This window comes from Streptomyces sp. NBC_01750 (assembly GCF_035918095.1).
GTDB lineage: Bacteria > Actinomycetota > Actinomycetes > Streptomycetales > Streptomycetaceae > Streptomyces.
On the sequence record NZ_CP109137.1, the window covers coordinates 5,826,025 to 5,852,972 of the forward strand.

Annotated in this window: 27 protein-coding genes; 14 read left to right on the plus strand and 13 right to left on the minus strand. The window is 70.2% G+C overall.

Features of this window, described 5'->3' with window-relative positions; translation table 11 throughout:
- The first annotated feature begins 85 nt into the window (after positions 1-85).
- The 3 genes from OG966_RS26600 (at position 86) to OG966_RS26610 (ending at position 3,180) form a co-directional block, all read left to right on the plus strand.
- A complete protein-coding gene (locus tag OG966_RS26600) occupies positions 86-1,786 on the plus strand; it encodes a S1C family serine protease (RefSeq protein ID WP_326652388.1) in 1,701 nt (566 codons plus the stop codon).
- Positions 1,787-1,924: 138 nt separating this feature from the next.
- Positions 1,925-2,371 (plus strand): sec-independent translocase, encoded by a 447-nt coding sequence (locus tag OG966_RS26605; RefSeq protein WP_326652389.1) that lies wholly within the window; start codon positions 1,925-1,927, stop codon positions 2,369-2,371.
- A 119-nt stretch (positions 2,372-2,490) separates the two neighbouring features.
- Positions 2,491-3,180 (plus strand): hypothetical protein, encoded by a 690-nt coding sequence (locus OG966_RS26610; protein WP_406731085.1) that lies wholly within the window; start codon positions 2,491-2,493, stop codon positions 3,178-3,180.
- A gap of 125 nt (positions 3,181-3,305) precedes the next feature.
- Here the strand turns inward: OG966_RS26610 and OG966_RS26615 are convergent, their stop codons facing one another.
- From OG966_RS26615 to OG966_RS26625, 3 genes are read right to left on the minus strand one after another with little or no spacing between them, the layout of a single operon-like run.
- Entirely contained in the window at positions 3,306-4,439 is a 1,134-nt protein-coding gene (locus OG966_RS26615) for an Mrp/NBP35 family ATP-binding protein (RefSeq protein WP_326652390.1), read from the minus strand.
- A 44-nt stretch (positions 4,440-4,483) separates the two neighbouring features.
- Positions 4,484-5,077: a DUF1003 domain-containing protein gene (locus tag OG966_RS26620; RefSeq protein WP_326652391.1), complete on the minus strand. Its 594-nt coding sequence runs from the start codon at positions 5,075-5,077 to the stop codon at positions 4,484-4,486.
- Positions 5,070-6,377 carry a magnesium transporter MgtE N-terminal domain-containing protein gene (locus tag OG966_RS26625; protein ID WP_326652392.1) on the minus strand — a complete coding sequence of 436 codons (1,308 nt, stop codon included), beginning with the start codon at positions 6,375-6,377 and terminating at the stop codon, positions 5,070-5,072. Before OG966_RS26625 ends, OG966_RS26620 begins: the two co-directional genes overlap by 8 nt.
- A 180-nt stretch (positions 6,378-6,557) precedes the next feature.
- Here OG966_RS26625 and OG966_RS26630 point away from each other — a divergent pair, with 180 nt between their 5' ends.
- Positions 6,558-7,325, plus strand: a complete 768-nt coding sequence (locus OG966_RS26630; RefSeq protein ID WP_326652393.1) for a hypothetical protein — start codon at positions 6,558-6,560, stop codon at positions 7,323-7,325.
- Positions 7,326-7,413: 88 nt separating this feature from the next.
- Here OG966_RS26630 and OG966_RS26635 read toward each other — a convergent pair whose 3' ends face one another.
- Positions 7,414-7,977, minus strand: a complete 564-nt coding sequence (locus OG966_RS26635; protein WP_326652394.1) for a hypothetical protein — start codon at positions 7,975-7,977, stop codon at positions 7,414-7,416.
- Positions 7,978-7,990: 13 nt separating this feature from the next.
- Positions 7,991-9,106 (minus strand): magnesium and cobalt transport protein CorA, encoded by a 1,116-nt coding sequence (locus OG966_RS26640; RefSeq protein ID WP_326652395.1) that lies wholly within the window; start codon positions 9,104-9,106, stop codon positions 7,991-7,993.
- A 413-nt stretch (positions 9,107-9,519) separates the two neighbouring features.
- Here OG966_RS26640 and OG966_RS26645 point away from each other — a divergent pair, with 413 nt between their 5' ends.
- Positions 9,520-10,113 carry a suppressor of fused domain protein gene (locus tag OG966_RS26645; RefSeq protein WP_326652396.1) on the plus strand — a complete coding sequence of 198 codons (594 nt, stop codon included), beginning with the start codon at positions 9,520-9,522 and terminating at the stop codon, positions 10,111-10,113.
- Between the two features lie 6 nt (positions 10,114-10,119).
- Here the strand turns inward: OG966_RS26645 and OG966_RS26650 are convergent, their stop codons facing one another.
- Complete coding sequence (locus OG966_RS26650) at positions 10,120-11,352, minus strand: MFS transporter (protein ID WP_326652398.1); 1,233 nt, start codon at positions 11,350-11,352, stop codon at positions 10,120-10,122.
- A gap of 169 nt (positions 11,353-11,521) precedes the next feature.
- On the opposite strand from OG966_RS26650, the gene OG966_RS26655 reads away from it, so the two are divergent.
- The 3 genes from OG966_RS26655 to OG966_RS26665 all read left to right on the plus strand — a co-directional run bounded on the left by OG966_RS26655 (position 11,522) and on the right by OG966_RS26665 (position 13,793).
- Positions 11,522-12,160 carry a DUF6758 family protein gene (locus OG966_RS26655; protein ID WP_326652400.1) on the plus strand — a complete coding sequence of 213 codons (639 nt, stop codon included), beginning with the start codon at positions 11,522-11,524 and terminating at the stop codon, positions 12,158-12,160.
- Positions 12,161-12,268: 108 nt separating this feature from the next.
- Positions 12,269-13,132, plus strand: coding sequence for a PHP domain-containing protein (locus tag OG966_RS26660; protein WP_326652401.1), 864 nt, complete (start codon positions 12,269-12,271; stop codon positions 13,130-13,132).
- Between the two features lie 55 nt (positions 13,133-13,187).
- A complete protein-coding gene (locus tag OG966_RS26665) occupies positions 13,188-13,793 on the plus strand; it encodes a MarC family protein (protein ID WP_326652402.1) in 606 nt (201 codons plus the stop codon).
- 82 nt (positions 13,794-13,875) lie between these two features.
- Here the strand turns inward: OG966_RS26665 and OG966_RS26670 are convergent, their stop codons facing one another.
- Entirely contained in the window at positions 13,876-14,028 is a 153-nt protein-coding gene (locus tag OG966_RS26670; RefSeq protein ID WP_326652403.1) for a hypothetical protein, read from the minus strand.
- Between the two features lie 188 nt (positions 14,029-14,216).
- Between OG966_RS26670 and OG966_RS26675 the strand changes: the two genes are divergently transcribed.
- Positions 14,217-15,116: an NYN domain-containing protein gene (locus tag OG966_RS26675; RefSeq protein WP_326652404.1), complete on the plus strand. Its 900-nt coding sequence runs from the start codon at positions 14,217-14,219 to the stop codon at positions 15,114-15,116.
- On the opposite strand, the gene OG966_RS26680 is transcribed toward OG966_RS26675, so the two are convergent.
- The gene (locus OG966_RS26680) at positions 15,107-15,946 is read right to left on the minus strand and encodes an alpha/beta fold hydrolase (RefSeq protein WP_326652405.1); all 840 of its coding nucleotides are present in this window, start codon (positions 15,944-15,946) and stop codon (positions 15,107-15,109) included. The two genes, OG966_RS26675 and OG966_RS26680, sit on opposite strands and share 10 nt — an antisense overlap.
- A gap of 220 nt (positions 15,947-16,166) precedes the next feature.
- Complete coding sequence (locus OG966_RS26685; protein ID WP_326652406.1) at positions 16,167-18,038, minus strand: DEAD/DEAH box helicase; 1,872 nt, start codon at positions 18,036-18,038, stop codon at positions 16,167-16,169.
- A 523-nt stretch (positions 18,039-18,561) separates the two neighbouring features.
- On the opposite strand from OG966_RS26685, the gene OG966_RS26690 reads away from it, so the two are divergent.
- Positions 18,562-19,287, plus strand: coding sequence for a ferritin-like fold-containing protein (locus OG966_RS26690; protein WP_326652407.1), 726 nt, complete (start codon positions 18,562-18,564; stop codon positions 19,285-19,287).
- A gap of 49 nt (positions 19,288-19,336) precedes the next feature.
- Here OG966_RS26690 and OG966_RS26695 read toward each other — a convergent pair whose 3' ends face one another.
- From OG966_RS26695 to OG966_RS26710, 4 genes are all read right to left on the minus strand, one after another.
- Positions 19,337-19,606 carry a hypothetical protein gene (locus OG966_RS26695; RefSeq protein ID WP_326652408.1) on the minus strand — a complete coding sequence of 90 codons (270 nt, stop codon included), beginning with the start codon at positions 19,604-19,606 and terminating at the stop codon, positions 19,337-19,339.
- A 158-nt stretch (positions 19,607-19,764) separates the two neighbouring features.
- Positions 19,765-19,992, minus strand: coding sequence for a DUF3107 domain-containing protein (locus OG966_RS26700; RefSeq protein WP_215095436.1), 228 nt, complete (start codon positions 19,990-19,992; stop codon positions 19,765-19,767).
- A 130-nt stretch (positions 19,993-20,122) separates the two neighbouring features.
- Positions 20,123-20,764, minus strand: a complete 642-nt coding sequence (locus OG966_RS26705; RefSeq protein WP_326652409.1) for a TetR/AcrR family transcriptional regulator — start codon at positions 20,762-20,764, stop codon at positions 20,123-20,125.
- Positions 20,765-20,911: 147 nt separating this feature from the next.
- The gene (locus OG966_RS26710) at positions 20,912-21,130 is read right to left on the minus strand and encodes a hypothetical protein (protein WP_326652410.1); all 219 of its coding nucleotides are present in this window, start codon (positions 21,128-21,130) and stop codon (positions 20,912-20,914) included.
- Positions 21,131-21,254: 124 nt separating this feature from the next.
- Between OG966_RS26710 and OG966_RS26715 the strand changes: the two genes are divergently transcribed.
- The 4 genes from OG966_RS26715 (at position 21,255) to OG966_RS26730 (ending at position 26,857) form a co-directional block, all read left to right on the plus strand.
- Positions 21,255-22,220, plus strand: coding sequence for an alpha/beta fold hydrolase (locus OG966_RS26715; RefSeq protein ID WP_326652412.1), 966 nt, complete (start codon positions 21,255-21,257; stop codon positions 22,218-22,220).
- Positions 22,221-22,227: 7 nt separating this feature from the next.
- On the plus strand, positions 22,228-23,532 hold the full coding sequence (locus OG966_RS26720; protein ID WP_326652414.1) for a DUF3152 domain-containing protein: 1,305 nt from the start codon (positions 22,228-22,230) through the stop codon (positions 23,530-23,532).
- Positions 23,533-23,894: 362 nt separating this feature from the next.
- Positions 23,895-25,586: a DUF3492 domain-containing protein gene (locus tag OG966_RS26725; protein WP_326652415.1), complete on the plus strand. Its 1,692-nt coding sequence runs from the start codon at positions 23,895-23,897 to the stop codon at positions 25,584-25,586.
- Positions 25,583-26,857: a hypothetical protein gene (locus tag OG966_RS26730; protein ID WP_326652416.1), complete on the plus strand. Its 1,275-nt coding sequence runs from the start codon at positions 25,583-25,585 to the stop codon at positions 26,855-26,857. Before OG966_RS26725 ends, OG966_RS26730 begins: the two co-directional genes overlap by 4 nt.
- Positions 26,858-26,948: the final 91 nt, after the last annotated feature.

Genomic DNA, 26,948 nt, shown 5'->3' on the forward strand with positions numbered 1-26,948 from the left:
CTGCCCGGCGATTCGCAAACCTGGTTGAATCTTCTGAGGGGTGCCCCACGGGGGTGCCGCACGGTCGGCAGTTTGCGGGGAGAGCATGGACGACGGGAAGCCCACCGGGCCGAAGGCGAAGTGGTGGAGCCGGCCCAGTGCGGGACGCACGGCTCACTCCGAGCCGGAGGCTCAGACGCCGGCCGCGGCGCCGGTGCCCGGGGAGACCGAGGTGACGGCGGAACTGCCTCCGGTGCAATCCCCCGTACCCCTGCCGCGGGATGCCGAGACGGCCGCCGACCCGGTGCTGCCCGCGGCACAGCCCGCACCGGAACAGGGCCGGCCGCAGCCGTTGCACGAGCCCGATCCGTACAGCACTCCGCCCTACGGCGGGCCCGGTCCATGGGCACCGGCTCCTCCCGTACAGCGGCCGATGCCGACTCCGGCGCAGGGCACGCCCGTACCGTCGCCGTATCCCGCGCCGAACGGAACACCGGCGGGCGGGGGCACCGGCGGTGGATACGCGCCGCCGCCGGCCCCGTCCCTCCCGCAGTCGCACGACCAGCCGCAATCGCCCCTCCAGCCGCAGCAGCAGCCCCAGGAGCGTCCGCAGCCACTGTCCTCGCTGTGGCTGCAGTACGACCCGTGGAGCGCACCCGGGCAGCCGCTCACCCACTCCGGTGAGCCCGTCAGGAGGAAGGGCCGACGCGGATCGCTGCTGGTCGGGGCGGTCCTGCTCGCGCTCGTCGCCGGCGCTATCGGCGGCGGCACAGGCGCGTACATCGAGCGCAACGGCGGCATCACCAGCGTCGAACTCCCGCAGTCCGTCAAGGACGACGGCAAGCGCGCGCCCGACAGCGTCGCGGGTATCGCCGCCAGCGCCCTGCCGAGCGTCGTCACCCTCCATGTCAGCGGCGGGGGCGAACAGGGCACCGGCACCGGATTCGTACTCGACCAGCAGGGCCACATACTCACCAACAACCATGTCGTCGACCCGGCAGGCTCCTCCGGCGAGATCTCGGTCACCTTCAGCGGCGGCGAGAGCGCCAAGGCCACTCTCGTCGGCAAGGACAGCGGTTACGACCTCGCCGTCGTCAAGGTCTCCGGTGTCACCGGCCTCAAGCCGCTGCCCCTCGGCAACTCCGAAAACGTCCAGGTGGGTGATCCGGTCGTTGCCATCGGCGCGCCGTTCGACCTCCAGAACACCGTGACCTCCGGCATCATCAGCGCCAAGGAGCGCCCCATCACCGCGGGGGGCGAGAAGGGCGACGGCAGCGATGTCAGCTACGTCGACGCGCTGCAGACCGACGCCCCGATAAACCCCGGCAACTCCGGCGGCCCGCTGGTGGACACCAAGGCCCGCGTCATCGGCATCAACAGCGCGATCCGGGCCGCGGACAGCGGCACGGGCACCGAAGGAGGCCAGGCCGGCTCCATCGGACTCGGCTTCGCGATCCCCATCAACCAGGGCAAGCGCGTCGCCGAAGAGCTGATCAACACCGGTAAGGCCACCCACCCGGTGATCGGCGTCAGCCTCGACATGAAGTACACCGGCGACGGCGCACGCGTCGGCGACAAGGGCAAGGACGGCTCCCCGTCGGTCACCAGGAGCGGTCCTGGCGCCAAGGCGGGCATCAAGGCGGGCGACGTCATCACCAAGATCGACGGCCAGCGAGTGCACAGCGGCGAGGAGCTGATCGTCAAGATCCGTGCCCATCGCCCCGGCGACCGGCTGGAACTGACGGTGGTTCGCGCCGGCCGTGAACGGAGGATGACGCTGACGCTCGGCTCCGCGTCCGGCACATGACGACCATCCGAACGGCCGCCGGACGGGTGGGCGCATCGGCCATCGGAAGGTACCGCGCAGACAGTTTCGACGGGTACCGTGGATCGGGCCCGGACCCCATCCGACCTGCGGGCCGCAGAGAACACGAGGAGCAGCAGGGTGTTCAATGACATAGGCGCACTGGAGCTGGTGGCGCTCGTGGTGCTCGCCGTGCTCATCTTCGGCCCCGACAAGCTGCCGAAGGTCATCCAGGACGCCACGCGGTTCATCCGGAAGATCCGCGAGTTCTCCGAAAGCGCAAAGCAGGACATTCGTAGCGAACTGGGGCCGGAGTTCAAGGACTTCGAGTTCGAGGACCTCAACCCCAAGACGTTCATCCGCAAGCAGCTGGACGAGAACGAGGACCTGAAGGACCTCAAGGACCTGCGCAGCAGCTTCGACCTCAAGAAGGAGATCAACGAGGTCGCGGACGCGGTGAACGGCAACGAATCCGCGGTCTCGGTCCCGGCCGCCGTCAACGGCTCGCCCGGCACCCCCGACCTGCTCAAGAAGCGCGAAAACGTCGATAGGGGCGAGCGGCCCCCGTTCGACGCCGACGCCACCTGAGTGCCGTCAATCCCTGCGAGTCGGGACAGGGTGGCTATTCTCCATCTGTCCGGTAGTGAGGACGCCCGAGGGGGGCGGGTCCGCTCCGGGCCTCGGAGACAGAGGAGGCGGCCGGGTAGATGGAGACGACAAGTCGGCTAGCGGCGCAAGGCACGGTCAGTGATTCTCCTGCGCCCGGCGGGGACAACCCGCTCTCGGCGCAGCGGGTGACAGCGGCGCAGCGTGTGGTCGACGGATTCCTGCGTGCGACTTTCCCCTGGTACGGACTGGACGAGGCCTTCACCGGCCCGCGCTGGCTGATGCATGTGGGTACCGCGGCGGACGGCACGGTCCAGCACGGCTCCATGGGTCACGGCGACGAGCCGTCGATACGGTCGGACGCGGGCGGCCCGGACAAGGAGCGTTTCGCGGCCGTCGTCACCGTGGCTGCGAGCCCGGTACGGCGCAGCGGCGACGGCACCGGCGTACTGGACGCCACCACGGTCTCCTCCGCGGCCTGGCTCGCCGGCTCGGGCCTGCTGGCCCACACCTGGCCCGGCCAGCTCGACCACTCGCTGCGCGACGACTGGCTGGACCAGCAGACCGAGACCGCCTTCGAGCTCGCCGACGATCTGGCGGGACCGGCCTGGTTGATGCTCTCGCTGCCCGTCGACGGTGTGCCGACGCCCTTCCACTACCGCGAGTCGGAGTTCGGCTGGGTGCTCGCCGGCTCCACCGGGGGCGGGGTGCATGTCGGCGCGTACGGGCGCGGAATGAGCGCGTACGGGCTGGGTTTCTCGGCGGTCCCGAACCTGGGCGCGTACGTCTAGAGCGACGGCGTACGACGAAGGGGCGCCGCTCATGAGCGGCGCCCCTTCACGCTGCGCGTACCGTTCGGGCCGGTGGCCGGGTTGTGCGCACCCGATCCGCTCGGCGGAACGAAGCCACGGCCTCGTCAGAACTTATTGCGCGGGGTGATCCCCAGTGACATGCCCGACAGCCCGCGGGCGCGCCCGCCGAGCTTCCCCGCGATCGCGCGCAGCGCGGCGCCCGCAGGGGAATCCGGGTCGGTGAGCACGACGGGCTTGCCCTCGTCGCCGCCCTCCCGCAGGCGGACGTCGATCGGGATGGAGCCCAGCACCGGCACATTGGCGCCGGTCGTCTTCGTCAGGCCCTCGGCGACCCGCTGGCCGCCGCCGCTGCCGAAGACGTCGACCATCTCGTCGCAGTGCGGGCACGGCAGACCCGACATGTTCTCGACGACGCCGACGATCTTCTGGTGGGTCTGTACGGCGATCGAGCCGGCCCGCTCGGCGACCTCGGCCGCGGCCTGCTGCGGGGTGGTCACCACCAGGATCTCGGCGTTCGGTACCAGCTGCGCCACCGAGATGGCGATGTCGCCGGTCCCCGGCGGCAGGTCGAGCAGCAGCACGTCCAGGTCGCCCCAGTACACATCCGCGAGGAACTGCTGCAGCGCGCGGTGCAGCATCGGTCCGCGCCACACCACCGGCGCGTTGCCCGGGGTGAACATCCCGATCGAGATGACCTTCACGCCGTGGGCCGACGGCGGCATGATCATGTTCTCGACCTGGGTCGGACGGCCGTCCGCACCCAGCATCCGCGGCACGCTGTGTCCGTAGATGTCGGCGTCGACGACACCGACCTTCAGCCCGTCGGCCGCCATCGCCGCCGCCAGGTTCACGGTGACGGAGGACTTGCCGACTCCGCCCTTGCCCGAGGCCACCGCGTACACCCTGGTCAATGAGCCGGGCTTGGCGAAGGGCACCTCGCGCTCCGCGGTCCCGCCGCGCAGCGAGCTCGCGAGCTCCTTCCGCTGCTCGTCGCTCATCACGTCCAGCGTGACGTCGACGCGCGTGACGCCCTCGACGCGCGTGACCGCATCGGTCACATTCTTGGTGATCGTCTCGCGCATAGGACAGCCGGAGACGGTGAGGTACACCGTGACGGCGACCGCTCCGTCCGCCCCGATCTCGACTGATTTGACCATGCCGAGTTCGGTGATCGGTCGGTTGATCTCGGGGTCGTTCACCGTCGCCAGTGCTTCAAGCACCGCGTCTTCCGTAGCCATACGGACGATGGTACGGCGCTGACTCCCACTCCCGGATAGGGCGGTCAGCGGTCGCCTTCGTCACTCTCGTCCGGACGCTCGTGCGGGAATAGGCGACGCCCGTCCAGATCCTTGATCAGATCCTGGAATTCGGAGCGGATCCAGTCGCGGGTCGCGACCTCGCCGAGCCCCATCCGCAGCGACGCGATCTCCCGTGTCAGGTATTCGGTGTCCGCGATCGACCGCTCGTTCTGCTTTCGTTCCTGCTCATGTGTGACCCGGTCACGGTCGTCCTGCCGGTTCTGCGCCAGCAGGATCAGCGGGGCCGCGTACGAGGCCTGGAGCGACAGCATCAGCGTCAGAAAGATGAACGGGTACGGGTCGAAACGCAGATCCCCGGGCGCGGAGATGTTCCAGACGACCCACATGATGATGATCAGCGTCATCCAGACCAGGAACCGGCCGGTCCCCAGGAAACGCGCGATCCGCTCCGAGAACCGGCCGAAGGCCTCGGGGTCGTACTCCGGCAGCAGACTGCGCCGTGGCGTGCGGGGCTGGTCGAGCCGGGCGCGGGGGCGCGGTGCCGCGCTCGCCCCGGCGGGCAGGCGCTCCTTCTGCTCGCTGCGATCGGTCAGCCCGTCCTGGCTGCCGCTACCCATGGGCGGGCTCTCCGCTGGGGGACTTGTCGTCGGAGGACTCTTCGTGGGCGAACTCCTCGAACTCCGTCTCCCGCCAGTCGTCCGGCAGCAGATGGTCGAGTACGTCGTCGACGGTCACCGCTCCCAGCAGCGAACCGCTCTCGTCGACGACCGGCGCCGCCACCATGTTGTACGCGGCGAGATAGCTGGTGACCGCGGGCAGCGAGGTGTCCGGCGCCAGCGGCGGCAGATCGCTCTCCACGATCGAGCTGACCAGGGTGAACGGCGGGTCCCGCAGCAGCCGCTGGAAGTGCACCGTGCCCAGGTACTTGCCGGTCGGCGTCTCGTCCGGCGGCCGGCAGACGTACACCTGCGCGGCGAGAGCCGGGGAGAGGTCCTGCTGTCGCACCCGCGCCAAGGCGTCGGCGACCGTCGCGTCCGGCCGCAGCACGATCGGCTCGGTGGTCATCAGACCGCCCGCCGTCCGCTCCTCGTACGCGAGCAGCCGCCGCACGTCCGCTGCGTCGTCGGGCCGCATCAGCGCCAGCAGCCGTTCCTTGTCCTCCTCCGGCAGCTCGGACAGCAGGTCGGCCGCGTCGTCCGGGTCCATGGCCTCCAGGACGTCCGCCGCGCGCTCCTCCTTGAGCTTGCCGAGGATCTCCACCTGGTCGTCGTCCGGCAGCTCCTCAAGGACGTCCGCCAGCCGGTCGTCGTCGAGCGCCGCCGCCACTTCGGCGCGCCGCTTCGGCGAGAGGTGGTGCAGCACATTGGCGAGGTCGGCGGGGCGCAGCTGTTCGAAGGTCGCGAGCAGGCTCTCGGCGCCCTGGCCGTGCTCCTCCAGCGAGAAGCCGGTGACCGCCGACCACTCGACGGTCAGCGTCTCGCCCTTGCGGCGCAGCGCCCCGGGCTTGCCCTTCCGCACGAAGACCTTGTCGATCTCCCACTCACGACGGGCCGGCAGCTGCTGGATCGAGACATCGAGGACCGTGGCCTCCTCGCCGGTCTCGACCAGTCGCACGCGCCGGTCCAGCAGCTCGCCGAGTACCAGGCGCTCGGTCGGACGCTGCTCGAAGCGCCGCACGTTGAGTACGCCCGTGGTGATGACCTGGCCCGACTCGACGCCGGTCACCCGGGTCATCGGGAGGAAGATCCGGCGGCGGCTGAGCACCTCGACCACCATGCCGAGCAATCGCGGCGGACGGCGGCCGACGCGCAGCATCGCCACCAGGTCGCGGACGCGCCCCACCTGGTCGCCCTGGGGGTCGAAGACCGGCACGCCGGCGAGGTGCGAGACAAAGATCCGGGGGGCGGCTGGTGCCATTCTGCGCGCCTCCTCTTTGCCCTCGAATGCCGCTGTTTGACGGCTTCAGGCTAGCCCGTGCCGTTCCGTGGCGCCCCGGCTGGCGTCCGTACGGCTCCCTGAGGATCGATGTGCCCAGCACGGGTACGCTGCCGTCTGCCACCCATGACTCACGACTCGCAGATGAGAGGCAGTGCGCTTGTGACTCCCCTCCCCCTGGCTGCCCGAGCCCGCCGGGCCGCGCTCTCGGTAGTGCTCTGCGCCGGGCTGGCCGCGGCGCTCACGGCATGCGGCGGCGAGGATCCGGACGCGGGGACCAACGGCGTCGGAAAGCTGTCCGCCACCGACATCGAGACGAAGGCGCGCGACGCCGCGCACGCGGCGACGTCGGTACGGCTCTCCGGCACGCTGGTCAGCAAGGGCGGTACGTACAAGCTGAACATGCGGCTCAAACACGACGGCGGCACCGGCTCCGTCACCTCGAAGGACAACACCTTCGCACTGCTGCGGGTCGGCGACGAGCTCTATCTGAAGGCCGACGCGGGCTTCTGGAGCCATGCGGATGCCAAGGACAAGGAGAACCCGAGCAAGTCCGACACGGACGCGGCGGGCAAGCTCGAGGACATGTATGTGAAGGTGCCGGAGGGCGATCCGGCGTACAAGCAGTTCCGCGGCTTCACGGACATGGATGTGCTGCTCGAGGGCCTGCTCGGGATGCAGGGCAAGCTCAGTACGGGCGACCGCACCGAGGTGGGCGGTGTGCGCGCCATCAAGGTCATCGGCGGCCAGGGCGAGGGCGGCACGCTGGATGTCTCGCTGGAGGGCAAACCGTATCCGCTGCAGTTCGCACGGGCGGGCGGCGCGGGCGTGCTGACGCTGGCGGACTGGGACAGGGACTTCACGCTCGTGGCGCCGGAGAAGGACGAGACGGTCGACTACGGCCGCCAGCTGCCGAAGACCAGCGACTAGACCCGCAACCCGCAACCAGAGACCAGCGACCGGAGATCAGCGACCGGAGGCCGGCTGTCTCCCTGAGCTCCGCACCGGACCCCGGCCCTCAGTCACCGGACGGATCGGCCGTGGGCCGGCCGCGCCTCTTCTTGCGCCTCAGGAGCAACGGCAAAGCCGCCGGCGCGGGCTGCCGCGTCGTCGCCGGCGTAGGCAGCGGTACGGCCGCCCCCGAAGTGTCCGGCAGGTCCGTGGTCACGTCCCGCGGCTCGAGGCGCAGCACCCGGCACTCGCGTGCCCAGCGCTCCGTCATCTGCTCCGCGTCCGGCGCGTTCAGGCGCTTGCCCTTGAGTTCGGCGACGGCCGACTCCCACTCCTCGGAGTGCGGGACGAGTTCGCCCACCGACGCCGTCCAGACGACCAGCCGGCCGCCCTTGTCCTTGCTGCGGACCGTGACCTCGGCCGTTCCGCCGGCTGTCAGCTGCGGCAGTGGCTGCTCGCCGGGGCCGTCGCCGACGATATGCGCGGCGCCGTCGTGCCACACGTGCCAGAGCGCCTGTCGGGGACCGTCGCCGCGGACCCAGATGAGGCCGGACTTCTTCGTGGCCTCCTCGACGAGCGCCTGACCGGGCCGTGGGATCTCCCCAGCGAGGCGAGGGGAATGGTCTGTCATGCCCGCAGCCTATCTACAGCCAGCCGTTGCGCTTCAGGGTGCGGTGGATCGCGAGACAGACGCCGATGATGCCGGTGAGCACCATGGGATACCCGTACTTCCAGTGCAGCTCGGGCATGTGGTCGAAATTCATGCCGTACACACCGCACACCGCCGTCGGCACGGCGATGATCGCCGCCCAGGAGGTGATCTTGCGCATGTCCTCGTTCTGCGCGACCGTCGCCTGCGCCAGATTTGCCTGCAGGATGGAGTTCAGCAGCTCGTCGAAGCCGATGACCTCCTCCTGCACCCGGGCGAGGTGGTCGGCGACATCGCGGAAGTACTTCTGGATGTCCGGGTCGACCAGCCGCATCGGACGCTCGCTGAGCAGCTGCATCGGCCGCAGCAGTGGGGACACGGCCCGCTTGAACTCCAGCACCTCGCGCTTGAGCTGGTAGATCCGGCCGGCGTCGCTGCCGCGCGGGCTGCCTTTCGCGGGCGCGGAGAAGACATCGATCTCGACCTCGTCGATATCGTCCTGCACGGCCGCGGCCACCGCGATGTACCCGTCGACCACATGGTCGGCGATGGAGTGCAGCACCGCGGACGGCCCTTTGGCGAGCAGCTCGTTGTCCTCCTCGAGCCGGTGCCGGAGTGCCCGCAGCGAGCCCTTGCCGCCGTGCCGCACCGTGATGACGAAGTCCCGGCCGGTGAAGCACATCACCTCGCCGGTCTCGACGACCTCGCTGGTCGCCGTGAGCTCCGCGTGCTCGACGTAGTGGATCGTCTTGAAGACGGTGAACAGTGTGTCGTCGTACCGCTCCAGCTTGGGCCGCTGGTGGGCGTGGACGGCGTCCTCGACGGCCAGCGGGTGCAACCCGAACTCCGCTGCGATACCGGCGAATTCGGCCTCTGTCGGCTCATGCAGCCCGATCCACGCGAAGCCGCCGCCGTCGCGTACCCGCAGCATCGCCTCGCGCGGGGTCTGGCAGGCCTCGCTCTCCATCCGCTTTCCGTCGCGGTAGACCGCGCAGTCGACGACGGCGCTGGAGGCGGAAGGATCGCGAGTGGTGTCGTACGTGCTGTACGGGGTGTTGCTCTTGCGCAGGGACGGACGGACCGCTGCACGCAGGTCACGGATCATCGACATGGCTGGCTCCTTCACGGAGAGGCCGTCGGCGAGTGGCGTGGCGCAGCCCGGAATGAGGACGTGATGCGTACGTCCGCAAAGCGGGCGGCACCGCGGGATCGCGGTGACGGCGTTCGCTACAGACAGGCAAAAACGAAGTGCTCTTCCGTCGTGCGAAATGCCGTGGGCCCCGTGCGGGAAGGCCTCAGATCACTGCGGAATGTTTCCGTGCGGAAGAGCGGTTGGTACTGACCGGTCGACTTCGATCCACCGCAGCCCCACCTCCTCCGGCCGGTCCCCCGTAGGGGATGACGTGTCGTCGGGACTCGAGAGCAACGCTTCTGCGTGCCATCCCGACCAGCGGCCAAGACTATCAGCCGACTGGGGGCCAATCCCTTCGTTTGCCCGTTCCTTACGCGCTTTATGCTCGCGGCATGGAAGAAGTTCTTGTTCTGGTCGAGGCCAGGCTGCGTACGGCACTTGGCGAACCGGACGCGCGCGCCGCGGTGACATTCCTCGGTACGGACCGCATCGAGGTGCTCCGCTTCCTGGACCGGGACGGTGACGGCGTCGTGCGCTACGCCACCCTCGGCATGTCCGCGCATCCGATGACAGACCCCACCGCGGCCCTCGCCGACCCGGTGAAGGGCCCGCGCGCGGAGCTGGTCCTCTCGGTGAGGGCCGGGGTCGCCGACACCGACAAGGTGCTCCGCACGCTCGCCGTACTGGCCGCCTCACCGCAGGTCGAGGGCGTGGTCGTGGCACCGGGCGCCTCGCTGGACGTCGGCGATCCGCTCTGGCCCTCCGCACCGTTCAGCTCGGTGCTCGTCGCGGAGCCGGGCGGCCTGGTGGAGGACCTGGAGCTGGACGAGCCGATGGATCCGGTGCACTTCCTGCCGCTGCTCCCGATGACACCGAACGAGGCCGCGTGGAAGCGGGTGCACGGCGCGCAGGAGCTCCAGGAGCGGTGGCTGACGCACGGTACGGACCTGCGCGATCCGCTGCGCAGGTCCGTAACTCTCGACTGAGGTCCTCTAGTTGGCGAAGACCGTCGCACCGTCCTGGGTGGCGTGGACGGGCTGGAGCCGCTCCGCCTCGCGGCTCAGCGAGGTGCGCCGTACCCGGACGATGCCGGCGCCGGTCACGGCCGCGACCGCCGCGACCACGAAGGGGATGTGGATGTTGCTCCACTCCTCGATCTTCGGCGCGAAGCAGGGCGCTGCGGCCGCGGCGAACCAGCGGACGAAGTTGTAGCCCGCGCTGGCCACCGGCCGCGGCGCGTCCGAGACGCCCAGCGCCAGCTCTGTGTACACGGTGTTGTTCAGGCCGATGAAGGCGCCGGACACGATCGTCCCGACGACGGCAACCGTGTGGTTCCCGTATCCGATGACCAGCAGGTCGACGGCGAGCAGCAGCAGCGAGCAGCCCAGCACCTTGAGTGACCCCAGGCGCGCCTGCAGCCGCGGTGCCACCAGTACGGAGAAGACCGCGAGCAGCACGCCCCAGGCGAAGAACACCGCGCCCGACGTGTACGGCGTCATGTTCAGCACGAACGGTGTGAAGGCCAGCACGGTGAAGAACGCGTAGTTGTAGAAGAAGGCCGAGGCGGCCGCGGAGGCCAGGCCGCCGTGTCCGAGCGCCTTCACGGGGTCGAGCAGCGAAGTCTTGCGTGCGGGCTTCGGCTGCTCCTTGAGGAAGGCCGCGATGCACAGGAGGCCGATCGCCATCAGGGCCGCGGTTCCGAAGAAGGGGTAGCGCCAGCTGGCGTCGCCGAGCAGCGCGCCGAGCAGTGGTCCGCAGGCCATGCCGAGGCCGAGCGCCGACTCGTAGAGCAGGATCGCCGCGGCGCTTCCGCCGGCCGCCGCGCCGACGATGACGGCGAGTGAGGTCGAGACGAAGAGTGCGTTGCCAAGGCCCCAGCCTGCCCGGAGGCCGACGAGTTCGCCGACGGAGCCGGAGGTGCCGGAGAGCGCGGCGAAGACGATGACGAGCGCGAGCCCGGCGAGCAGGGTTTTCTTGCCGCCGATGCGGCTGGAGACGAAGCCGGTGACGAGCATCGCGACCGCGGTGATCAGGAAGTACGAGGTGAACAGCAGCGAGACCTGACTGGGCGTCGCGGCCAGGCCCCTGGCGATGGACGGCAGGATCGGGTCCACCAGGCCGATCCCCATGAAGGCGACGACGGATGCCCCGGCCGTGGCCCAGACGGCCTTCGGCTGACGCAGGATGCTGGTGGCTCCCTCGTCGTACGGATCCTTTCCGTGCATGGACGGCTCCTCTGTTTCTCTGCTTCTCCACTGGATCGTTGCGATGTACAAACAATAATTTAGACAACCTAATGAATTCAAGTTACAACTACTTTTGGCCGGAGCGGGCACACTCCGGACGGGTGATCGTCCTTGACGCGGCGACGGCCGGAGAGGACCGTTGAGCGCTATGAGGGGCGAACCCAGTTGCCCGAAGTGCGGTAGCCGGGTGAGGGCGCCCGGTCTCTTTGCCGACTCGTGGCAGTGCGATGTGCACGGAGCGGTGCACCCGCTGCAGCCGGTGATCCCGCCCAGCGTCGAGGCCCTCGGTGTGGTCGTGCACCGCGCGAGAGTCCCCGTGTGGATGCCGTGGCCGCTGCCCGTGGGGTGGCTCTTCACCGGTGTCGCGTATGCGGGGGACGACCGAAGCGGAGGCCGCGCCACCGCCGTGGCCTGCTCGGGGCCCGGCCCGCTCGGTGGGATGGGTGAGCTGCTCCTGGTCGCCGAGGAACTGGGTGTGGGCCTCGGTGCGCGCTACGCCGGTATCGACGGACCCGACCCGGGCCCGCACATCTGCGTCGACAAACCGCCGCAGGCCAAGCTGCTCGCCGCCGGCCGCCCCACCCCGCTGTGGCATGTGGCCGACGCTCCCGAGGACCGCGCGGTATTCGCCGGCGAGGCACGCGGGCTGTGGCTGTGGGCGATCGTCTGGCCCGAGCAGTCCGGGCTGCTGATGTACGACGAGCTGGTGCTGACCGACCTGCGGGACTTGGGTGCCGAGATGGAGCTGCTGCCCTGCGGGGCGCTGTCGCCGCGGCTTCTCTCGTAGTCCGGTCCCGTGGTCCGCGGGCGGCTTCTGCGGTGAACCAGCGCTGTTCGAATCCCCGATACACTTGACCGTCCCCCTGTCCGCCTGCCGTCCCTGGAGTCACGCGTCGTGCGCATCGATCTGCACACCCACTCCACGGCATCGGACGGTACGGACACCCCCGCCGAGCTGGTGCGCAACGCCTCCGCGGCCGGTCTGGACGTCGTCGCACTCACCGACCACGACACCACCCGCGGCCACGCCGAGGCGATCGCCGCCCTCCCGGAGAACGTGACTCTGGTCACCGGAGCCGAACTCTCCTGCCGCATCGACGGCGTGAGCCTGCATCTGCTCGCGTACCTCTTCGACGCCGACGAGCCCGAGCTGCTGCGCGAGCGCGAGCTCGTACGGGACGACCGGGTGCCGCGCGCCCGGGCCATGGTGGCCAAGCTCCAGGAGCTGGGCGTTCCCGTGGAGTGGTCCCAGGTGGCCCGTATCGCCGGGGACGGCTCGGTCGGACGCCCGCACATCGCCTCCGCGCTCGTCGAACTCGGCGTCGTACCCACCGTCTCCGACGCCTTCACGCCGGAGTGGATCGCCGACGGCGGCCGTGCGCACATCACCAAGCACGAACTCGACCCCTTCACGGCGGTCCGGCTGGTCAAGGCCGCCGGTGGCGTCACCGTCTTCGCGCACCCGCTCGCCGTCCAGCGCGGTCGTACGGTGCCCGAGTCCGCGATAGCCGATCTCGCCGCGTGCGGCCTGGACGGCATCGAGGTCGACCATATGGACCATGACGCGCCGACGCGTGCCCGGCTGCGCGGCCTCGCCGCCGACCTCGGGCTGCTGGCCACCGGGTCCAGCGACTATCACGGCAGCCGCAAGACCTGTGTGCTCGGCGAGTACACCACCGACCCGGAGATCTACGGCGAGATCACGCGTCGCGCGACCGGCGCGTTCCCGGTGCCGGGCGCCGGCGGAGGCCGCTCGTAACTCTCCGGCCGCTCTCTTCCGTCTGTACGACCCCTCTTCGCGCTAGGCCCTCACTGTGTTCGACGCTGCCATTTTCGGTTCTCTCTTCCTCACCCTTTTTGTGATCATGGATCCCCCCGGGATCACCCCGATCTTCCTCGCGCTCACCTCGGGCCGCCCCGCCAAGGTGCAGCGCCGCATGGCCTGGCAGGCGGTGGCCGTCGCCTTCGGCGTGATCACCGTCTTCGGTATTCTCGGTCAGCAGATCCTGGACTATCTGCATGTCTCGGTGCCCGCGCTGATGATCGCGGGCGGTCTGCTCCTGCTGCTCATCGCACTCGACCTGCTGACCGGCAAGACCGACGAGCCCAAGCAGACCAAGGACGTCAATGTCGCGCTGGTACCGCTGGGCATGCCGCTGCTGGCCGGTCCCGGTGCGATCGTCTCGGTGATCCTGGCTGTGCAGCACGCGGACGGCGTCACACAGCAGGTGTCGGTATGGGCGGCGATCATCGCGATGCATGTGGTGCTCTGGCTGACGATGCGCTACTCGCTGCTGATCATCCGCCTGATCAAGGACGGCGGCGTGGTGCTGGTGACCCGGCTCGCGGGCATGATGCTCTCCGCGATCGCCGTGCAGCAGATCATCAACGGCATCACCCAGGTCATCCAGGGAGCCTGAGCGCCCGGTGCCGAACGCACTGCGCCCCCGTACGGAACTCCGTACGGGGGCGCGGCGCGTCACATCACAACGTCGTCGAGCGTTACGAGGCCGTGGAATCGGCCGGTCGGATATAGATGCGCTGGCCGATCGAAGCGGCCTGCTGCACGATCCGGTTGACGGAGGCGGCGTCTACGACGGTGGTGTCCACGGCGGTGCCGTCGACGTCGTCCAGTCGCATGATCTCGAAGCGCAAGGCTTCTCCCTTCGTCTGATCCTCCTGCTGGAGAACTGGTGGCGACGGTTGTCCGTCTGTGTTCTATAGGTGTTCAACGGTATGCACCCTGCAAACATTCCCTACGCTAAGGAAATTTTTCGGATGCCTAACTACTGGCGGGTAGTGGCTTGGCCACGGAGAATGAGCACCGTATGAATGAGCACCGTATGGATGACGCAGAGACCACGGAGATCAGGGCCCACCTGGAGCGCACCAATGAGCTCCTGCAGCGGATGCTCGCCGAGGTCGCCAAGACCCCTTCTACCCATGCCATCTTCGTGGATGCAGGTTACGTCTATGCTGCGGCCGGGTTGCTTGTCGCGGGCACCGAGGACCGGCGCTCCTTCGACCTGGACGCGGAGGGGCTGATCGAGGCGTTCATCGACAAGGCCCGCACGATCTTCGCCGACAGCAGACTGCTGCGGGTCTACTGGTACGACGGGGCCCGGCGCCGTATCCACACCTCCGAGCAGCAGTCCATAGCGGAGCTGCCGGACGTCAAGGTGCGCCTCGGCAACCTCAACGCGAACAACCAGCAGAAGGGCGTCGACTCACTCATTCGTACCGATCTGGAGTCGCTCGCCCGGCATCGCGCGATCAGCGACGCGGCGCTCGTCGGCGGCGACGAGGACCTGGTGTCGGCGGTCGAGGCGGCGCAGGGGTACGGGGCGCGGGTCCATCTGTGGGGCATCGAGGCCGCGGAGGGGCGCAATCAGGCGGAGCCGCTGCTGTGGGAGGTGGACAGCCAGCGGACGTTCGACCTGGACTTCTGCCGCCCGTACATCACGCGCCGCCCGGTCACGACGTACGAGAACGAGGGCGCGCCGCCGCCGTCACGGGACGAGGTGCGCTTCGTGGGCGCGCAGATCGCCGCGACCTGGCTGGCGGAACGCGGCCGGGAGGCGATGGCGGAGCTGCTGCCGGGCCATCCCTATCTGCCCGGCCCGGTGGACCAGGACCTGCTGATCGAGGCGGAGAGGGTGCTGCAGCGGTCGCTGCGGGGGCACGCGGTGCTGCGGCGAGCGCTGCGGGACGGTTTCTGGCAGCACCTGCAGGCTCAGTTCTGATCCCAGAAGGCGGCGACGGCCGCGGCGGTCTCGAGGGGGCGGTCGGTGTTCGGTGAGTGCTCGGCGCCCGTGATGACCGTCCGGTGGGCGCTGAGGCGCCGCGCCATCTCGTCGAGAAGGGGCAACGGCCAGGTGTCGTCCCGTTCGCCGGACAGCACATGCTTGGGCAGCGGCTGTACGGCGGCGAGTTCGTCGACCCTGTCCGGTTCGACGGTCAGCAGGCGGCCGGTGGCGATCAGCTGGGCCGGGTTGTGGCGCAGCCAGCGGCGGCGCAGTTCCTCGCCGTCGGTCTCCGCGTCCTCCGGCGGATCGAGCGCTTTCATCGCCTCCCAGACCTGATCCATCCCCATCACCGCGAGGGCGTCGCTCAGCAGCTTGACCTTCTGCTGCTGAGCCGGGGTGATCTGTGCGGGCCCCGAGGACATGAGGGTGAGCGTGGTGAACGCGGTGGCATCGAGGAGCACGGCGGCGCGGGCGATCTGACCGCCGAGGGAGTGCCCGAGGAGATGCACGGGCCCGCCGACAGCTTCGGCCTGGGCGAGTACGTCCTGGGCCAACTCGCCTTGGGCGTAAGCCTCTTGGTCGTCCGACCCGTCGGTCTCGTACTGTCCGCGCCCATCGACGGCGACACTGCGGTAGCCGGCATCGGCGAGTGGCTCCAGCAGCGCGATGAAGTCTTCCTTGCTCCCGGTGAAGCCGGGCAGGAGCAACGCGGTGCCCTTGACGTCACCGACGGGCTGCGCATCGAGCACGGCGAAGGTGCCGCGTGCGGTGGGGAGCGTGCGGGGACGGGTGCAGGGGGGCGGGGTGAAGGTGGGCGGCCGACTCATGCGACGAGGCTAGCGGGGGCGCGTCGGCTGCGGTGCTCCGGGCGCGGGTTGCGGGGCTGTTCCCCGTTCCCCGTCCGCCCGCTGTTCCCCCATCCGCCGCTTCCCGGGCCGGGACCTCGCCCCGGACCCCGCACATCCGGATGGCTCAACCGGTTCTGGCGCGAAACGCCGATGGCCCGGCCCCCGTGGCGGGGACCGGGCCATCTGGGCTCCGGGTGCGTCAGCTTTCGGGCTGTGCAACCTTCGTCGTGCGGGTGCGGGTGCGGCGGCGCGGCTTGGGCTCCGCCTCGACCTCCGTGGCCACTGCCTCGACCGTGTCGGCGGTCTTCGCCACGCGGGTGCGGCGGCGGGGCTTGGTCTCCGGCTCGGCCTCGCTCGCCACTGCCTCGACGGCCTCGACGGCCTCGACCGTGTCGACTGCCTTCGCGGCACGGGTGCGGCGGCGGGGCTTCGTCTCGGTCTCGGTCGCGACTTCAACGGCCTCGACCGTGTCGACTGCCTTCGCGGCACGGGTGCGGCGGCGGGGCTTCGTCTCGGTCTCGGTCGCGACTTCAACGGCCTCGACCGTGTCGACTGCCTTCGCGGCACGCGCCCGGCGACGAGGCTTCGTCTCCTCCGCGACCTCCACGTCCGCGAGCTCGACGGTCTCCACGACCGCCGTCGCCTCGGCCCCGGCCTGCGCTCCCACTCGGGTGCGGCGACGGCGGCGCGGGGTGCGCGGCTCCGTCGAATCCTCCGTGGACTCCGGCGCGGCCGTGTCCGTCACCGTTGTCGTCGGCTCGACGCCGTCCGGCGTCGACCCGCCGCGCGTGCGGCGGCGCTGGCGGGGCGTGCGGGTACGGGCAGGGCGCTCCTCGCGAGCCGGGGCCGACGCCGCCGCCGACTTGCGGCCGCGGCCGCCCGTCTCGCCCAGGTCCTCGACCTCCTCGGCGCGCAGACCCGCACGGGTCCGCTCGGCACGGGGCAGTACGCCCTTCGTGCCGGCCGGGATGTTCAGCTGCTCGTACAGGTGCGGAGACGTGGAGTACGTCTCGACCGGCTCGGGGAACTTGAGATCCAGCGCCTTGTTGATCAGCTGCCAGCGCGGGATGTCGTCCCAGTCCACCAGCGTGATCGCGATGCCCTTGGCGCCCGCGCGGCCGGTGCGGCCGACGCGGTGGAGGAATGTCTTCTCGTCCTCCGGCGACTGGTAATTGATGACATGTGTGACGCCTTCGACGTCGATGCCACGCGCCGCGACGTCCGTGCAGACGAGGACGTCGACCTTGCCGTTGCGGAAGGCCCGCAGCGCCTGCTCACGCGCGCCCTGGCCCAGGTCGCCGTGGACCGCGCCGGAGGCGAAGCCGCGACGCTGGAGCTGCTCGGCGATGTCCGCCGCAGTCCGCTTCGTACGGCAGAAGATCATCGCGAGCCCGCGGCCTTCGGCCTGCAGTATGCGCGAGACCAGCTCCGGCTTGTCCATGGAGTGGGCACGGAAGACGTGCTGCGTGGTGTTGGCCACGGTCGCGCCCTCGTCGTCCGGCGAGGTGGCGCGGATGTGCGTCGGCTGCGACATGTAGCGGCGGGCGAGGCCGATGACCGCACCCGGCATGGTCGCCGAGAACAGCATGGTCTGGCGCTTGGCCGGCAGCATGTTGATGATCTTCTCGACGTCGGGCAGGAAGCCCAGGTCGAGCATCTCGTCGGCCTCGTCGAGGACGAGCGCGCGCACATGCGAGAGGTCGAGCTTGCGCTGGCCGGCCAGGTCGAGCAGGCGGCCGGGGGTGCCGACGATCACATCGACGCCCTTGCGGAGCGCTTCGACCTGGGGCTCGTAGGCACGGCCGCCGTAAATCGCGAGAACGCGGACGTTACGGACCTTGCCGGCGGTCAGCAGGTCATTGGTGACCTGCTGGCACAGCTCGCGGGTGGGGACGACCACCAGCGCCTGCGGCGCGTCGGTCAGCTGCTCGGGCTGCGCCCGGCCGGCCTCGACGTCCGCGGGGACAGTGACCCGCTCCAGCAGCGGCAGACCGAAACCGAGCGTCTTGCCAGTGCCGGTTTTGGCCTGGCCGATGACGTCGGCGCCGGCGAGCGCGACGGGGAGGGTCATCTCCTGGATGGGGAACGGGTTGAGGATGCCGACGGCCTCGAGGGCCTCGGCGGTCTCGGGAAGGATCCCAAGATCCCGAAAAGTCTTAGATTGCGTAGTCAGGGTGTTGCCTCTTCTGTGAGACGCGGCATGAGGCGAACGATGGGGGTCGTACCGCACCTGGGTACTGGGCCGGCCGTGGATTGGCCGGATGGCGCGGGACCACTGCTGTCGCTCGAGCGCTCGTGCCGCTGAGGGGCCCCTCATCTGCGGTCGTGCACATGTGTGCGCACGGTCCGCGCGGAGGGCGGTCGGGGCGGAGCCGATCGGGCCACCGACCGGGCATCCTCAAGGGGACTCTGGGGGAGCAAATCCCCCAGTCATACACTGAGATCGCCCGCCGAGTAACCAAAACGCTCGACAGGCGCATTACCACTGTACCCCGGATTCGCGCATGTGTGTTGGGTGAATTGGTAGGAACCGCGGTACGGACGTGGCTGACCAGGCCCTTCCGCCTCACGATGAGCGGGCTATTGTGCGCTTCATGGAGACGCCTGACAACGCCACTGAACCCACCGGAATCGCCGCCCAGGACTGGGCCACGGCATCCGCCGACCCCCAGTACCGCGCCGCCGTCGTGGATCTGCTGGGCGCACTCGCGTACGGCGAGCTGGCAGCCTTCGAGCGGCTCGCCGAGGACGCCAAGCTGGCGCCGACGCTGGGCGACAAGGCCGCGCTGGCGAAGATGGCCTCCGCCGAGTTCCACCACTTCGAGCAGCTGCGCGACCGCCTCACCGCCGTCGACGCCGAGCCGACTGCCGCGATGGAGCCGTTCGCGCAGGCCCTGGACGACTTCCACCGCCAGACCGCGCCGTCCGACTGGCTGGAGGGCCTGGTCAAGGCGTACGTCGGCGACTCGATCGCCAGCGACTTCTACCGTGAGGTCGCGGCCCGGCTGGACACCGACACCCGTGCCCTGGTGCTTGCGGTCCTCGACGACACGGGGCACGGCAACTTCGCGGTCGAGAAGGTTCGCGCCGCGATCGAGGCCGAGCCGCGGGTCGGCGGACGGCTCGCGCTGTGGGCGCGCCGTCTGATGGGCGAGGCGCTCTCGCAGGCGCAGCGGGTGGTGGCGGACCGCGACGCGCTCTCCACGATGCTCGTGGGCGGTGTGGCGGGCGGCTTCGACCTCGCGGAGGTGGGCCGGATGTTCTCCCGGATCACCGAGGCGCACACCAAGCGGATGGCGGCGCTGGGCCTCGCGGCCTAGCCTCCGCCCGACGGTTTCTTCGGTGGCGTGGGCGGCCGGTCGCGCGGACTCAGAAAGGGAATGCGCGACGCAGCCGCCGCGTCGAGGGCCGGATCAGCAGCGAGAGCAGTACGGCTCCGATCGTCACCGCGCCCACCAGCGTCGCCAGTGTGTGGCCTGGACCGAGCGCGGCATGCGTCACATAGGCGCCGAAGAGGGCGCCGAGCGTGCCTGTGGTGAAGACCACACGACGGGACGGGAGACGTTCGGACAGGTGACGGGCCGCGGACCAGGCGAGGGCGAGTCCGAGCAGGACTGAACCGAGCGTTTCCAAGAGCACTACTGATCACCTCACGGACGCCGGTGCGGGCAAAACGGTCCTAGCCGGTACTACCCGGCGCCTGTGGAATGCAACCCTCCCCACAGCAGCGGAAGAGGGCCCGGCGGGGGGATTCCCGCCGGGCCCTCTTCTGTCACGCTCCAGTCGCTTGCGGCGCCCTACAGCGCGCCGAAGCCCACGCGCCGCGTCGCCGGCTCGCCGATCTCGACGTACGCGATCCGGTCGGCCGGTACGAGGACCTTGCGGCCCTTGTCGTCCGAGAGACTGAGCAGCTGCGCCTTGCCGGCCAGCGCGTCGCCGACCGCGCGCTCGACCTCCTCGGCGGACTGCCCGCTCTCCAGAACGATCTCCCGGGGCGCGTGCTGCACGCCGATCTTGACCTCCACGGCTATGTCCCTCCGAACGGTCAGTGTGTTGCGCGGTCAGCCGCGCTGTACGCAGCACACATTAGCCCGGCGAGGGGATGCGGCAGGCGTCCCCGGGAAACGCCAGGAGCGAACAGCCGCGGGTCACCCCTCAGTGCTGATCGGTGCCGTGCAGCGGGAACCCCGCGATACCACGCCATGCCAGCGACGTCAGCAGCTGCACCGCCGTGTCGCGGGGGATGCCGGAGCTGCTGGAGAGCCAGTAGCGGGCGACCACCTGGGAGACGCCGCCGAGGCCGACGGCCAGCAGCATGGACTCTTCCTTGGACAGGCCCGTGTCCTCGGCGATGACGTCGGAGATCGCCTCCGCGCACTGCAGCGAGACCCGGTCCACGCGCTCGCGCACCGCGGGCTCGTTCGTCAGGTCCGACTCGAAGACCAGCCGGAAGGCCCCGCCCTCGTCCTCGACGTACGCGAAATAGGCGTCCATCGTCGCGGCGACGCGCAGCTTGTTGTCGGTCGTCGACGCCAGCGCCGTACGGACCGAGAGCAGCAGCGACTCGCAGTGCTGGTCGAGCAGCGCCAGATAGAGCTCGAGCTTGCCCGGGAAGTGCTGGTAGAGCACGGGTTTGCTGACGCCGGCCCGCTCGGCGATGTCGTCCATGGCGGCCGCGTGATAGCCCTGAGCCACGAAGACTTCCTGGGCGGCGCCCAGAAGCTGGTTCCTGCGGGCTCGGCGTGGCAGGCGTGTGCCCCGCGGGCGCGTCGCCTCTGTCTGCTCGATGGCTGTCACGCCGCCTCCCAAAAAATTGTTTCTTGCGCGCTGTGCGCCGCGCCGCCATCGTACTTTTGGGTAACCCGGCTGTGCGTGGTGCGGACGCAGAATTTCACGGACCGGACAGTCGCGGTAGCTCCCGATTCAGGGACAAAGAGGGGCAGGTCATCGGTAGTCGTCCTCGTCGAGGGCGACGACACGGGCCTGTTCCGCGGCATCGGCCTCATTTGCGGCGTCCAGGTCGGCGCCGTTCACATGGTCGTCGTCCTCGGGCAGCACATCCGCGTGCTGCTCGGCGGCGTCGGCTTCGGGAACCTCTTCGTCGAGCGAGGCGTCCTGATCGTTTACATCGAAGGTATCCGGGTCTGTGGGGTCGACAGACATGCGGCACCGCTTTCCATGGATAGTGCCCTTCCTACGAGCGTAGGAGGTACTCATTCATGACGCTACGCGGTGTGTGACGCCGAACACACGATCCAGCGTGTGATCGTCTCGTAACATTGCCCGCATGTCTTCGACCGAGCTGCCGGGAGTACGCGCCGCCAACGCCGCCGTGGCGCCCAAGGTCGCGACCGTGCGGGTCGCTAAGGGGGAGGAGCTGCGCTCCTCCCGACTGCCCGGCCTGACGCTCACCGTCAGATCCAGGCCGCCGGCGCGATCCGGCCTCGCGCCGGCGCTGTATGTGCACGGGCTCGGCGGCTCCTCGCAGAACTGGTCGGCGCTGATGCTGCTGCTCGAAGACATCCTGGACGGTGAGGCGGTCGACCTGCCCGGTTTCGGGGACTCCCCGCCGCCGGACGACGGGGACTACTCCCTCACCGGCCACGCCAGAGCGTTGATCCGCTACCTGGACGCCGCGGGCCGCGGCCCCGTCCACCTCCTCGGAAACTCCCTGGGCGGAGCGGTCTCCACCCGTGTCGCGGCCGTCCGGCCCGACCTGGTGCGCACGCTCACGCTCATCTCGCCCGCGTTGCCGGAGCTCCGCGTGCAGCGCTCCGCCGTGCCCACCGCACTGATGGCACTGCCCGGGGTCGCCCCGCTGTTCAGCAGACTGACCAAGGACTGGACGGCCGAGCAGCGCACCAAAGGCGTGATGGCGCTCTGCTACGGAGACCCCTCGCGGGTCGACGACGAAGCGCTGCACCATGCTGTGGAGGAGATGGAGCGGCGCATTCGCCTCCCGTACTTCTGGGACGCGATGACTCGTTCCGCGCGCGGCATCGTCGACGCGTACACCTTGGGGGGCCAGCACGGGCTGTGGCGGCAGGCGGAGCGGGTGCTCGCGCCGACGCTGCTTGTTTACGGAGGGCGGGACCAGCTCGTCTCGTACCGTATGGCGCGCAAGGCAGCGGCGGCCTTCCGTGATTCCCGGCTGTTGACGCTCCCGGACGCCGGACATGTTGCCATGATGGAGTACCCGGAAACGGTCGCCGAGGCCTTCCGGGAACTGCTGAACGACTACGACAGGAGCTGATCCGGGGGTGGGACGACACAGCCGCAAAGGCCCCGCGCCCAAGGGCTCCGACTCCGAAGGCGGCGCGGGTCCAGCCGGCGCCGGTGTATCCGGCACCGGCGAGTGGGAAGTCGTGGGCTCGAGCCCCGGCAGTGGACGGCGCAGACGCAGCACCGCGCCCGGTCCCGAGCAGCATGGCTCCTCCGGCTACGGCGTGCCCCAGACCCGCGGCGGACACCCGGAACAGCATGAAGCGGGCGGTGGCTGGGGCGTACACCAGCAGCAGCGGTACGGGGACAGGCAGGCCGACGGCCGACAGCGTGTGCAGACGCCGCCGCCGCGGATGCCCGGAGCGGCCCGGATACCGGGCCCGCGACGGGAGTTCGTCGAGGCCTTCGACCGGCCCCGGCCGGAAGCGGCCCCGGAGCCCGACCTGTACGACTCCGTCACCGAACGGGGCGACGAGCCGGATCAGGCCGCCGGAGCCGCGGCCGAATCGCCCGAGGACAAGCCCGCCAAAGGCGGCAAGGGGCGCGCCTTCACCGGGATCGCGGCCGCCGCGGTGACCACGGTGCTCGCGGTCGTCGTGGCCGGCCACTTCGCCGCGGACGGTCCTCAGAAGTCGAGCGCACAGTCCGCGGGCAAGGACCGGGCGGGCGCGGAGAGCCCCGCATCCCGCTCGGACGAACGGCAGGCGCCGCCCGATGGTGCGGGGAAGCCCGGGGTTCCGGCCACGTACGCGCAGCTGATGGCCACCCGGTTCCCGATCAATCCCAAACTGACGGCGTCGGGTGACTTCGAGGCGGTGCCCGGCTTCGACAAGGCGCCGGGCAGGGGCCGCAAGATCCGCTACCGGGTGGATGTCGAGAAGGGCCTCGGTCTGGACGGCGCGTTGTTCGCCGATGCGGTCCAGAAGACACTGAACGACGACCGGAGCTGGGCGCACGGCGGGGCGATGACCTTCGAGCGGATCTCGTCGGGGGAGCCTGAATTCGTGATCACGCTCGCCAGTCCCGGGACCACGGCGACCTGGTGCGCCAAATCCGGTCTGGACACGACCGACGACAACGTCAGTTGTGATTCGGCGTCGACGGACCGCGTGATGATCAATGCGTACCGCTGGGCGCAGGGCTCGGTGACCTACGGCGAGAGGGCGATGCTCACCTACCGGCAGATGCTCATCAATCACGAGGTCGGGCACCGGCTCGGGCACGGTCATGTGAACTGCAGCACTCCGGGCGCGCTCGCGCCAGTCATGCAGCAGCAGACCAAGTCCCTCGACATCGACGGGGTCAAGTGCCGGCCCAACCCGTGGGTGCATCCCGGCAGTTGAGCTGAGCGACGGGTGGCGGTGGCGGGTCGGGACCGCGTCGCGCCGGTCTTCATCGCGAACGATCTCGCCGTCGTGCGGCCGGTCGGCTCTGCTCGAGGCCACCGGGCCGGCGCTCGCTCCGCTGTTCGCCGCGGCCCGCCGAACCGCTCGCAAAGAGTTGGCCGCAGCTTGACAATCCGTAGTCGGATTGCTCCGTAGCGCGACAGAACGCTACCGGGGCGGGAAAGTTACGTGCATTCACCCCTTCTGGTGGCGCGATGGACAACCGTCCGTCGTGCCACCGACGTATCCGCTTAACGTCGTCCCGCTGTGAGTCGCCGGACCAACGGCGGCCGCCCACAAGGGAGATCGGGGGTGCGCTGGTGCGGATCGGATTGCTTACGGACGGTGGTTATCCATATGCGACGGGTGAGTCCAGGCTGTGGTGTGACCGGCTTGTGCGCGGGCTCGCGCAGCACGAGTTCGATGTCTATGCGCTGAGCCGTAGCGCCCAGCAGGAGGACCACGGCTGGATCCAGCTCCCGCCGCAGGTGCAGCGGGTGCGGACGGCCCCGCTGTGGGCGCCCGAGGACGACGGGCATACGTACGGACGGCGTGAACGACGCCGCTTCGTCTGCCATTTCAAGGAGCTCGCCTCCGCGGTCTGTGCGGAGGGAGATGGCCAGGGCGAAAGCTTCGCCGACGCGCTGTACGGACTCGCCGAACTGGCCCGTGAGCGCGGTGGGCTCTACGCCGCGCTCCGTTCCGAACTCGCCGTGCGCGTCCTCGAGTCCGCCTGTCGCGCCCCCGGCGCGCGCCGCACCGTGCACGCCGCCACCGTCCCCGACTATCTCGCCTTCGCCGACGAGCTGGAGCGCGCTCTGCGCCCGCTCTCGCTCGACTGGTACGCCGATGACTGCCTGGGCGCGGTCGACCTGTGCCATGCCGCGTCCGGCGGGTCCGCCGCTCTGCCCGGCCTGTTGGCCAAACGCTTCTTCGGCGTCCCGCTGCTGGTCACCGAGTACGGCGTACAGCTGCGCGCGCACTATCTCGCGGCGAGCGACGGCGAGCTGACCGCGCCCGTGCGGGCCCTGCTCGCGGCCTTCCAGGGCCGGCTGGCCGCCGAGGTGTACCGGCAGGCTTCCGTCATCACGCCCGGCAATACTCATGCCCGCCGCTGGCAGGAGAAGTGCGGCGCCGACCGCGCCAAGCTGCGGACTGTCTACCCCGGCATGGAGGTGGAGCGTTTCGCGGCGGTCGGGGAATCGGTGGGGGCGGGCGACGGCGGCGGCGACCCGCACACCCTCGCCTGGGTCGGCAGGATCGAGCCCGCCAAGGACCTCATCGCACTGCTGCATGCCTTCGCCGAGGTGCGCAAGGAGGAGCCGCAGGCGCGGCTGCGGCTCTTCGGCGCGCCGGTGCAGGGGCCGGAGGCCGTCACGTATCTCGCCCACTGCAAGGCGCTGGCCGCCCAGGTCTTCCCCGACGAGGCGGCCGACGCGCACGCCGTCGGCGACAACCCGGTCTCCTTCGAGGAGATCGGGGGACCCGACGCTCTCGAGCTGGCCGACGCGTACGCCTCCGGCGCGGTCGTCGTCCTGTCCAGCGTCGTCGAGGGCTTCCCGATCAGCCTGGTCGAGGCGATGTTCTGCGGCCGCGCGACGGTCTCCACGGACGTCGGCGCGGTCGTCGAAGTCATCGGCGGAACGGGGCTTGTGGTGCCCCCGCGCAATCCGCGGGCGCTCGCGGGAGCCTGCCTCGCGCTGCTGCGCGACCCCCAGCGTCGTGAACGGCTCGGCGCGGCCGCCCGGGCCCGCGCGCTCGAGCTCTTCACGATCGAGCAGAACCTGACGGCATTTCGCGGCATTTACCTGGAGCTGATCTCGCACTCCCCGGTACAGCGCGAAGCGGTGAACGCGGACGGTGAGCCGCTGCCTTTCGCTCGCCCCGCCGAGGCGTACGCGCCGTGTCACTGGACGGGCGGCGGCACCGCGTCGGGCGGCCGCCTCCCGCGCTGGGCGGAGGGGCCACGGTTCGTCGGCACGCTGGCAACGGCGAAGGAGGTACGCGCATGAGAACGTCCCGCAGTACGTCCCCCATCACCGAGAGCGCGGGCGCCGACGAACGCGGATCACCCGCCGGTGCGAGTGGCTGGGACACCCGCTCGGCGGCCCACGCGGACACCCACCCGGAGGCCCTGCTCGCCGGGGTCCGGGTGGACGGGCCCGCACAGACGCGCCAGCCCGCTGCCCGCCGCGGCCCCGCCGACCCCGTCAAGGCGCTGATGCACCGCCACCGCGAGCTGTGCGAACGGGCCGTCGACCCTCTGGAGATCGCCGCCGGTCTCGAGGCACACGGCCTCACCGACCGAACCGCCGCCCGCTTCCGCCACCGGGACATCTTCTCGCTCGCCGAAGAGCTGTACGCGCGCGTGCCGCGCGGCGGGGAAACGACAGAGACCGCCGAACGTCCGGCGCGCGCCGCCGGTCCGAGTGCCGGTCCGAGCGCCGGTCGACGGCCCGGCCGCGCCGGACACGCACTCCTCGCGCTGCTGCCGGGCGCCGTCTGCGCCCTCGCCCTCGCCGTGCAATCCACGGAGCCCCTGGAGGTTGCGGAAGGCACGGTCCGGCTCGCGGCCGGGGCGGTGGGCGTGTGCGGAGTCGTCGTCGCACTCGCGCTCTGCCTGCGCCGTGGACCGCTGCGAGCCGAGGGGCGCACGGTCGCCGCCGTACGCCTGTGGACACTCTGGCTGCTGGCGTACGCGGCGTACGGCGAAGGGCTGCAGGCCCAGCTCATGGGCGGCGGTCGGGACGGTTCCTGGCCCATGACCGCGGGCCCGCTTGTCGGACTCGCACTCGGCGTCGCCCCTGCGGCCTGGTGCGCGCACCTCTTCTCCGTACGGGCCCGGCGCAGGCTCGGGGGCAGCCGCGGACTTGAGGAGTTCGCCTCCGGCGCGCGTCCGCTGCTCCTCGGCGTCGTCGCGATGTTCGTCTGTGCCCTCACCGCTCTTCTTGTGCTCGCCGGCCTCGTCTTCCCGCACAAGGCCCTCGTCCCCGCCGTCGCCCTCGGCATCCTGCTCTTCCTCGCCCGTCTGCTCATCGTCCACGGCTTTCCCGCTTCCGCCGCCGCCGGACTCGGCGCCGCCTGCGCCGTCGAAGCCGCCGCCCCCGCCCTCCTGCTGGCCGGACGCCTCCCGGGCTGCGGCTTCCTGGCGAGCCCGGTCGAGGCGGTCGTCGGAGCCTGGGGCACCGGAGCCGTACCCGCTCTCGCCTGCGGCGCCGCCGCCCTCGGCCTGCTGGCCCACGCCACCGCGGCACTGTCCCGGGCCTCGGCGCACAGCGGCTGAACCTGCCGCGTTCCCGACACCGCACGCGTTCCCGACACCGCACGCGTTCCCGACACACCGCTTCCCCGGCACCGCCGACGTCCCCACACCA